At 33.3% G+C, this 9257-nt stretch carries 7 protein-coding genes; 1 reads left to right on the forward strand and 6 read right to left on the reverse strand.

Going from position 1 to position 9257, the window contains the following annotated elements:
* Nucleotides 1–71: 71 nt before the first annotated feature.
* Entirely contained in the window at nt 72–2090 is a 2019-nt protein-coding gene (gene mobC, locus HMPREF1528_RS07960) for a conjugal transfer protein MobC (RefSeq protein WP_016479336.1), read from the forward strand.
* Nucleotides 2091–2165: 75 nt separating this feature from the next.
* Here mobC and HMPREF1528_RS07965 read toward each other — a convergent pair whose 3' ends face one another.
* From HMPREF1528_RS07965 to HMPREF1528_RS12735, 6 genes are all read right to left on the reverse strand, one after another.
* Nucleotides 2166–2723: a hypothetical protein gene (locus HMPREF1528_RS07965; RefSeq protein WP_016479337.1), complete on the reverse strand. Its 558-nt coding sequence runs from the start codon at nt 2721–2723 to the stop codon at nt 2166–2168.
* The gene (locus HMPREF1528_RS12950; RefSeq protein WP_016479338.1) at nt 2720–4894 is read right to left on the reverse strand and encodes a hypothetical protein; all 2175 of its coding nucleotides are present in this window, start codon (nt 4892–4894) and stop codon (nt 2720–2722) included. The genes HMPREF1528_RS07965 and HMPREF1528_RS12950 overlap by 4 nt, the downstream gene beginning before the upstream one ends.
* On the reverse strand, nt 4855–5454 hold the full coding sequence (locus tag HMPREF1528_RS07975) for a hypothetical protein (protein ID WP_016479339.1): 600 nt from the start codon (nt 5452–5454) through the stop codon (nt 4855–4857). The genes HMPREF1528_RS12950 and HMPREF1528_RS07975 overlap by 40 nt, the downstream gene beginning before the upstream one ends.
* A 2-nt stretch (nt 5455–5456) precedes the next feature.
* Nucleotides 5457–7442 carry a phospholipase effector Tle1 domain-containing protein gene (locus HMPREF1528_RS07980; protein ID WP_016479340.1) on the reverse strand — a complete coding sequence of 662 codons (1986 nt, stop codon included), beginning with the start codon at nt 7440–7442 and terminating at the stop codon, nt 5457–5459.
* 16 nt (nt 7443–7458) lie between these two features.
* Nucleotides 7459–8583, reverse strand: coding sequence for a DUF2931 family protein (locus HMPREF1528_RS07985; RefSeq protein ID WP_016479341.1), 1125 nt, complete (start codon nt 8581–8583; stop codon nt 7459–7461).
* A 2-nt stretch (nt 8584–8585) separates the two neighbouring features.
* The coding region (locus HMPREF1528_RS12735; RefSeq protein WP_016479342.1) for a phage baseplate assembly protein V at nt 8586–9257 on the reverse strand (672 nt) is incomplete at its 5' end.

A 9257-nucleotide genomic window follows, 5' to 3' on the forward strand; every position in this document is an offset into this window, starting at 1 on the left:
TTTGAACGAAGGATGGGCGAAGGATAAACGAAACTAAAAAATATTGATAAACACTAAAGACAGAAATAAATATGCAAAACGATGATGATTTAAGAGCATTAGCCAAGATTATGGCTTTTATGCGTGCGGTAAGTATTCTCATAGTACTGATGCACCTCTATTGGTATTGTTACGGCTTTTTCCAAGGCGAAAAATGGATATTAGCCGTAGTAGATAGAATCCTGACCAACTTCCAACGAACAGCACGACTGTTCTCTCACCCGCTATACACCAAATGCTTTGCTCTCCTGCTCTTAGCCCTGAGCTGTTTGGGAACAACAGGTGTAAAAAACGACAAAATTACTTGGCGAAAGATTTACATCGCTCTGGGAGTAGGAGCTACTCTTTACTTTGGTAACTTTTGGATTTTGTACTTGCGACTTCCTGCTTCAGTGGTTGCCTTTTTTTATATCCTTACCCTATCTTTGGGCTACATAGCGCTCCTTATGGCAGGTTCGTGGATGAGTCGCTTGTTAAAAGACAACCTTTTAGACGATGTTTTCAACAACGAAAACGAGTCGTTTATGCAGGAAACACGCCTGATGAAAAACGAGTATTCTGTGAATCTACCTACTTTGTTCTACTACCGCAAGAAGTGGAACAAAGGCTGGATCAATGTGGTAAATCCCTTTCGGGCAACCATAGTGCTGGGGACTCCTGGTTCTGGTAAGTCTTATGCTATTGTGAACAACTATATCAAACAACAAATTGAAAAGGGTTTTGCAATGTACATCTACGACTTTAAGTTCGACGACCTCTCTACCATTGCCTATAATCACCTACTGAAGAACTTAGACAAGTACAAGGTAAAGCCCAAGTTCTATGTAATAAACTTTGATGATCCTCGCCGTAGTCATCGCTGTAATCCTATTAATCCCAACTTTATGAGCGATATTTCCGATGCTTATGAATCTGCTTATACGATTATGCTCAATCTCAACCGCTCGTGGATTCAAAAGCAAGGTGATTTCTTTGTAGAGTCACCTATCATTCTATTGGCAGCTATTATTTGGTTTTTGAAGATTTACAAAGGTGGTAAGTACTGTACTTTCCCACACGCCATCGAGTTATTGAACAAGCCTTATGCTGATGTTTTTACTATTCTCACCTCGTACCCCGAACTTGAGAATTACCTATCGCCTTTTATGGATGCTTGGCAAGGAGGTGCACAAGACCAGCTACAAGGGCAGATAGCTAGTGCTAAAATACCACTCTCCCGAATGATTTCACCTCAACTCTATTGGGTAATGACAGGAGATGATTTTTCATTGGATATCAATAACCCTAAAGAACCTAAAATCCTCTGTGTAGGCAACAATCCTGATAGGCAAAATATCTATTCGGCAGCTTTGGGTTTGTACAATTCGCGTATTGTAAAGCTCATCAACAAGAAAGGACAGCTCAAATCCTCTGTAATTATTGACGAGTTGCCTACGATTTATTTTAGAGGCTTGGACAACTTGATAGCTACTGCCCGAAGCAATAAAGTAGCCGTTTGTTTAGGTTTTCAAGATTACTCACAGCTCACTCGTGATTATGGCGATAAGGAAAGCAAGGTGATACAAAATACAGTGGGGAATATCTTTAGTGGACAAGTAGTAGGGGAAACAGCTAAAACCCTTTCTGAACGTTTTGGAAAGGTATTACAGAAAAGGCAATCTACTACTATCAACCGCAATGATACCTCTACCTCCATATCTACACAATTGGATAGTTTGATTCCTGCTAGTAAAATATCTAATCTTACCCAAGGGATGTTTGTAGGAGCTGTTTCTGATAATTTTGACGAGCGTATCGAGCAGAAGATATTCCACGCTCAGATTATAGTAGATAATGAGAAAGTAGTTGCTGAGAGTAAAGCCTACCAAAAAATACCTCAAATCCTCTCCTTTGAAGACGAAAACGGAGAAGACCAAATGCAACAACAAATACAAGCCAACTATAAGCAGGTAAAAACCGATATCATCCAACTCATCACCGATGAGCTCACTCGCATTGAAAATGACCCTGAATTAGCACATTTAATAAGGAAAGAAGAGGGAGAGGAATAAGCCCCTCTCTATTGGCGTTATGACTTGAATCTACCCTTGATAAATTCTTTTGAGTTTATAAGCTTATTTTCCTTCTCATTTTTTTATATTTTCTTTTGTATTTTCAAAAGGGATTAAGTTAAAAAACAAAGTGTTAGATATGTCATATACTTGAAATTCTATTTCATCAAAAGTTCTATATTGTTTTACTTTGTTAAGATCATACCAATTATCTTTAAAAATAAAATCTTGCATATTTTTTGCTATAGGAATATCCTTTCCTTGTATTTTAATTTCAGGATAATGAATTAGTTTTTCTGTAATAGGGTCTTGTAAATCTTTCATTTTAAGTTCAAAAATTCCTGATATAAAAGGTAATTTTGTAAAATAACAAGAAGGTAATCTATAGGTTAAAAAAAACTGCATAAACTCTGTAGTATCGGTAAAACTATAATCATATATTTGGGGAGCCCCTATAGAAATTATATCATACGTTTTGGTAACAATAGAGCTACCTTCACGAAATACTTCGTCATTATTGTAAGGGAATATTTCGCCATTCAATATTAAAGTATCTGCACATTTTATTTTTTTATCTGTATCAAACTCAAAGATACATAATTTATGGCCTGTAATATCTATAATTTTCTTCATAATCCTGTTATAGCATTTTTGATAACTTGTTTCACAATAGTTACTAATTCTTTTATTTTTCCTGAAACTAAATCTCCTTTGGCTTGAATCATTGCTATATGAAAATGCCCAGTAGATAATTTAGGTTGTAAGGTTTCTCTTAACTTAGACACTCGGTAAAATATTTCATTGGATAGATAATTTCCACCAGGAGCGTAATAAACTTGTTCATTAGGATAATTTTCTTTTGTTGAGTTGTTAGGACTTTTTCTTAAATCTCCCTTATATATTCTATATTCATTGATATTTTTAAAATATTTCCCCCAGTAAGCTGCCTTTGAGTTCCCTTGTGTCATTTGAGTAGGTAAAGTTGTTTTTATAGTTTCAGCTCCTCCAAGTATAGCTTTACTTCCATCTTCTCTTATAAAATTCATATTGTCATTGAATCCTCCACGAGTAGCAGTGGCGAAGACATCAATATTACAATCTTCTGGTAGGGCTTGACTTATAGTAATTATCATATCTACTTCTCCTTTCTTTTCAATAAAAGGTTTTATATACTTTTCAATAATACCCTTGCCTTGTCCCTCTTCTCTATCTTGACTACCGTCAAAATCAGTATAACGAACAGGAACTATCATTGTTTGTATATATGCTCCTAATTCTGTGTTACCATTTAATGCTAATGCCACAACTCCACTTGGATTACTCTGTAATGGATTTCCATTTTTATGAGGATTCAGTATAAACGGGTCAAACCCTGTTATTAGTATTTTTTTGGCTCCTTTGGGAGCTAAAGAAAAATCAATTCCTGTATAATTTCGGCTTTTCTCTTCAAAGGTAATGATTATTTTCTCCAAATTAGTGTTTTTCTTCACTATACTTTTCTCAAAATCAATATCATTTTTAAACAAATAATACCGTTTTAAAGCTACTTGCATTTTATTTCTTGCCCAATACAAGGGACGGTCATCTAATTTACCTTTTTGTACTCCTACAATGGCTGCTTCCCAAAGTTTTTTAGCTTCTTTCTCTACTTGTTTCTTTATATCTTCAATAGTTAAATTACTATTTTCTAAATAATTAGTGAAATTTTCAACAATATTTTTTATTTGGAATTCTTTATTATCAATAAATTCATTCTCATAGTTCTTTTTTATATCATTATTTTTGTTATTACTTGTAGCAAACAACCCCACTAATTCCTCATAATTTCTATGATAAGTGTAAGGTATAATTATATTATTATCAGCACTAATTTTGCTTCCATTTACTCCAATTTTAAACTCAAACTCAAACTCTTGATATTGTTCTACTTCTGTTTTATATTCCATATAATTATAATTTTCCTTTGTTTCATCATAATAAGATATAGGAATAGAAAGAAGTATTGTTTTTATTTTGTTTTCTTTAAGTTGCCCCTCAAAACTAATCTTTGTATCTTTTAGAGTTATTGCTATTGGAGTGTCATCAGGAATGTTCTCAGTGATTACTTCTATATAAAAAGGTTCCCCATAACAGAGGTTATGTGTTTTGCCATTTTTGAGAATTTCCTTGCCATCAGAAGTAAAAAAATTGACTTCCTTTATACAAGGAGGATTATTATTTGCTAACAGCGGCATTCCTGTAGTATCTATATTTTCAGGAACATTTATTTGCCCTGAATCTATGAACTCTATTTTACCACTTTCAATAGGAGCATTGGCTGGAGACATCTTACCTGTGCTTACAATAGTAGATTTCTTTATTAGAGCTACATTACCCTGAAACTTAGCATCTCCCATATCTTGCCACTGAGTCAGTGTCAAGAGCTGAAAGCCATCTTCAAAAGTAAAGTTCAAAGGGGCATTTTCTATCTGAGTTCCTACAGTTTTACTTTGAATGGTAGGGGTGTCACTTAGCACTTTAAATGTTCCTATATGAGGACCAAATTTTACTTTGGCTCCATTAATAACAAAAAGCTGATCTTCTTGAGCTTTATCTTCTTTTTCTTGCTCTTCTTCAATAGCTTCCATTCTTTTTTGGTTACGCTGAGCTACAACTTGAGAAGTTCGTTCCTCTTGTTGTTCTGGAGTTGCTTTACCAATGATAATGATTTCAGCCTCTTCACGCTCCTTTTCTTGACGCTTTTTATTATTCTTCTCTAAATTGTCTATGTATTTTTGTTGTTTATTTCCAAAGAACCAAGCCATAACAATGAGTATTTTAAATTTGTGTTGTTATTTATTTCATTTACAATAGATTCTATAAGAATACTATTTCTATATTCAAGTAGGTCTTCACCATTGCGAATTACTTTGTTTTCCTCTTTGGGATGTCCATTAAAAAGTAATCCTAACATATTATTTTGATTAAGGAAAGTAATAAAACTTTGTTCATCTTCTAGTAGGTTAGTAATAGAAGCGCAATAGTTCTCTATTTCATAACCTTTATGATTGGCAGTAATAGATAGTTGTATCTTTTTCCATTTGATTTTAATAGCAGAAAGATTGAATACTTTGGCTATTCTATTTTCTTCATTGATACCTACTTCTAAATAATTGAAAGTAGAGGCTATTTTTCGCAATAAAGTATTTATTGTATTTTCTTCAGGAAATAGATACTTTATAGTCATTATTTGATAATAAGCTAAATCTGCTTTTTTACCTAAATACCAAATCTCTATAAAACGTTTATAAGTATCCTCTTGAGCATAAGGTGTATTATAATCTTTAGTTACAATACTTTCTATGAGATATTTTTCATTTTTCATCTCTAATATTCTTTACGTATTCTATCAGAAGTTGGATCCATACCAAACCAATCTCTATTAGCTGACCAATGAAGATAATAAGTTCGTAATGTTTCTAAAATGAAATGATTCGCAATTATAGGATTTTCGTTTATAACTCTATCTCTTAATTCTTTTTCTTGATTCAAAACCTTTATCAATTCAGTATATTGATGTTTATTATCAAGCATTACTTTATATCTTCTTTCTTCTAATCGGTCTTTTGTAGCCTCATGTAAAGGCTTTTTACCTTTGAGTTTAATAATTTTTCCTTTTATAATCTCTTCTATATTTGGTATAAAAGACCATTTTTCCCCATTTCCAAAAACGTATTTTTCAAGCCATTCTTTTGCTTGAACGAGCTTAGGGTGACTTTTTATAGAGTATTCATCAATTGTTGTCATTGAAAATATTTTTTCACAATTATCTGATAAATTGGATAAAAAATAAGACTCCATAAAATGTAAAGGTATATAGCTATATTCTTTCCATAGAAAACGTACTCCTCTTAATTTTTTGTATCTGATCAAATTAGCTCCCGTAACTCCACCTATAATTTCTAAAAAGCGATCATATCTTTTTTTAAAAAGCTCAAGATGCTTAGCTACTCTTTCTTCATCTCTTTGTAATTCAATTTTAATTTCTAATTGAGACTCCATATACCAACAATCTGAAATCAATTTTGATTTTAAATCCTCTAATTCAGAAGAAAACAAAGATATAATTACAGGACAAACTTCTATCTCATCAACTATTTCAGTACCTGTTTCATAAGCTCCACCTATATCACAATGTACGCCTGGAAAAGTTTTTTCTATATAGTTGCAATTATTTTCTTGTGGTTGCAATTTAGTTAAGGCAAAATTTTCACGATGTTCATCCATTGCTGTAAAATGGACGGCCTGTTGAAATTTACCTAGATTATTTAATTGCAATTGTTCTACATCATCATCAAAATAATCTGCTAAGTGAGAGGCTTGCAACATACCTTTCATTAAATTTCCAGACTCTTCATAAGAAGAAACTGTATCATAAAGTCCTACAAATCTTATATTTAACCTTATCCTATCTAATACTTCAGGTTTAACTTTTTCTAATAGATAATATCCTAAGTAGCCATATTTAGGCATTTTCCCATCTATTAGATATTGAGGATCTACTTCTACATTATCTTTATCTAACAATATATCTTCATATTCTCTTACAAATTGTTTTTCAGCTATAATATCATTAGTACTATAAGTGTAATAGGAAGTTTCTTCTAAATGTGTACCTACATACTTTTTACTTTTTGTAATTTTAGTATCCTCTTCTCTTTTATTGGATACATTTACTTCATAAAGGAAATTGCGTGCTGCTGCTGCCCCACGACTAAAACCAAAGACATCTAAGGTGATTTCAATAATCTCATCATTTCTTTTAAGTATTTTAGGTTCAATTTTCTTTGCCAATTCTTCACAACCTCTACGCACTTTCCCTCTAATACCTGTCTCTCCTGCACCAAATCGAAATCCATCATCTATATCTTTTTGCTTATCAAGTGTGCCAATACCTTCTATATAGATACGATAATTATCATCACAACATTTCCACATACGAGCCACATTAGTATAGTCATTCATTAAACTATTATCTACACCTAGTTTATCTGTCCCGCTCCTTTTATCAGCTATTTGATAGTCAGTAATGTCCTTTGGGTCTAATTCATCTTTGTTGTCGCTATACTTGTCTAAACTATCTTTTTCAAATCTTTTTCTCCTTTCTTCTATCATTTCTTCTTTCCATAAAATTATTTCTACATCATCTGTAGGACGAATTTTAAGATCATTTTGATTAAGCACTTTTAAGCGTAAATCGGTATTATTTTTATTGTTAAGGGTGCCATCAAAAAACAATCCAAACTCTAAATCACTTGTTCCAGAGTTGGTTTCTTGGTAAGTTCCTGAGTTGTATACAAATGTTTGTGCCATAATTAAGTTTCTTTTTTTAGTCTAGAGGGGTGGGGGTTATGATATTTCTATCGGAAAGCTTATAAAATTTTAATTCTTTAGATTCTAAAAAAGTTTGCTTACCATTATCTCCTATCAATTGAAAGGTGAGGTAGGTATTAGCGCGATTTACGCGAATATCTAAATGAGCCGTTACTTTATTGGTTTCTTTTCCAAAAACTTTTTGATAAGCTACTACTACTGCTTCCCAATCAAAACTTACTTCAGCCAAATATTTTTGTCCGCTTTCAGCTTTGTAAGAAATGACTAATTCTTTAAACAAGGAACGTTTTTGAATAGGTTCTTCTAAATAGAAGAAATCTACTTTACCCATATAGGAATTAAAATCAGTATACAAGGTAGTGCCTGCCTCTCCATTCCAATAGCGATAGTCTACATCACCTATCTTTCCATCAGGAATTTCGTAGATAGGGAACCATTGGTATTGATGGTCTCTATAACTATCCCATAAGCCAAAGGGGATAGGTTTGTTTTTATTGGCTTCGCGTACCTTTTCAGGAATAACTGAGTTACTTGATAATAATTTTTTACTATACTCTTTGTCAAATATAAGTCTTTCGTGACTATCTAACCCAGGTGGCTCTTTCAAATCTATTTTTTCAGCTTGGTATCTTCCTATTTCTGTAATTTTTTTATAACCATTCCCTACCCATAGCACTACTACACCCCCAGGAGCTATGCCTACCACTATTGTATTATAAGTAGAGAGCACTACTTTTCCATTGGGAAATCTTTCTTTATAACCTTCTTTGAAGAGTTTTTCTACCTTTTTGTAATCAATAGCTGTTTTGAGCCTATAAAAGCAATCTTCTTTATAGGATAGCCATACCATATCCACGCTTTTAGGTAGTTTGTCCATTGAATGGCTTTCATATCCATAAGCATTTCCCCAATCGGGTTCTTCCTTTTTAGTGTACAACTCTCCTACAATGGGCATTCCTCCTACCATAGCGGCATAAAAACGTATAGGGTAGCCTATGGGAGTATTCACCGCTACGCCCCATTCATATTCTTGTTCGTTCATATTCTTATTACTGTTGTTATGGTTTTGACAGCTAGCGAGCTGCAGGGTTAAGAGTAAAAATAATAATGTTTTTCCCATAGCTATCCTTTATTGACCATAGCATCTTTTTTACCTAATACTTTAGAAACACCCGCACTCTGTATGGTAATATTTCCTTTCTTTGCTGTATGGGTAGTCTCTGCTGTGTTTTCTACTAAATTACCTTCAATATCTATTGTTTTAGCTCCTTGTACTGTCTGTTTATAGTCCTTAGATTTAAAACTATGATTATTAACAATTTCTACACTATTGTTATTTTGTACAGTAGTGAACATATCATTTCCTACTTCCATAATACAATTAGTTCCCGCTTTGATATTTACATTTTCTCCCGCTGTAAAACTAATATTCTTAGGAGCACTTACATTGATATTTCCTTGTCCATCCATTAGATAAGTATTACCACTGGGATCTTCTATAAATACACTACCTTCCCCATCATTGAGAATGATTTTAGTACCTGAACGGGTGTGTATCACTTTCTTGTCATTGCCTGCTGTATGATATTTACTAAATTCCTTACCGTTGTAATTAGCACCTATTACGAACGGACGTTCAGCATTCTGATCTTCAAAATCAACCAATACTTCCTCGCCTATTTCGGGGATAAAGTAAAAACCTTTGTCTGCTCCTGCGTGGGGTTGTACCACACGTATCCAAGGGGTTTGGGCTTGGTATTTCTCTTGCCAAATAAATTGTACGCGTACACGCCC

Origin of the sequence: Capnocytophaga sp. oral taxon 336 str. F0502, assembly GCF_000411575.1 — a bacterium.
GTDB lineage: Bacteria > Bacteroidota > Bacteroidia > Flavobacteriales > Flavobacteriaceae > Capnocytophaga > Capnocytophaga ochracea.

Bases quoted from the DNA above. Each gene is read 5' to 3' on its own strand.
- HMPREF1528_RS12950 (WP_016479338.1), bottom strand. From the start codon at position 4,894: ATGGCTTGGTTCTTTGGAAATAAACAACAAAAATACATAGACAATTTA.
- HMPREF1528_RS07965 (WP_016479337.1), bottom strand. From the start codon at position 2,723: ATGAAGAAAATTATAGATATTACAGGCCATAAATTATGTATCTTTGAG.
- HMPREF1528_RS07975 (WP_016479339.1), bottom strand. From the start codon at position 5,454: ATGAAAAATGAAAAATATCTCATAGAAAGTATTGTAACTAAAGATTAT.
- HMPREF1528_RS07985 (WP_016479341.1), bottom strand. From the start codon at position 8,583: ATGGGAAAAACATTATTATTTTTACTCTTAACCCTGCAGCTCGCTAGC.
- mobC (WP_016479336.1), top strand. From the start codon at position 72: ATGCAAAACGATGATGATTTAAGAGCATTAGCCAAGATTATGGCTTTT.
- HMPREF1528_RS07980 (WP_016479340.1), bottom strand. From the start codon at position 7,442: ATGGCACAAACATTTGTATACAACTCAGGAACTTACCAAGAAACCAAC.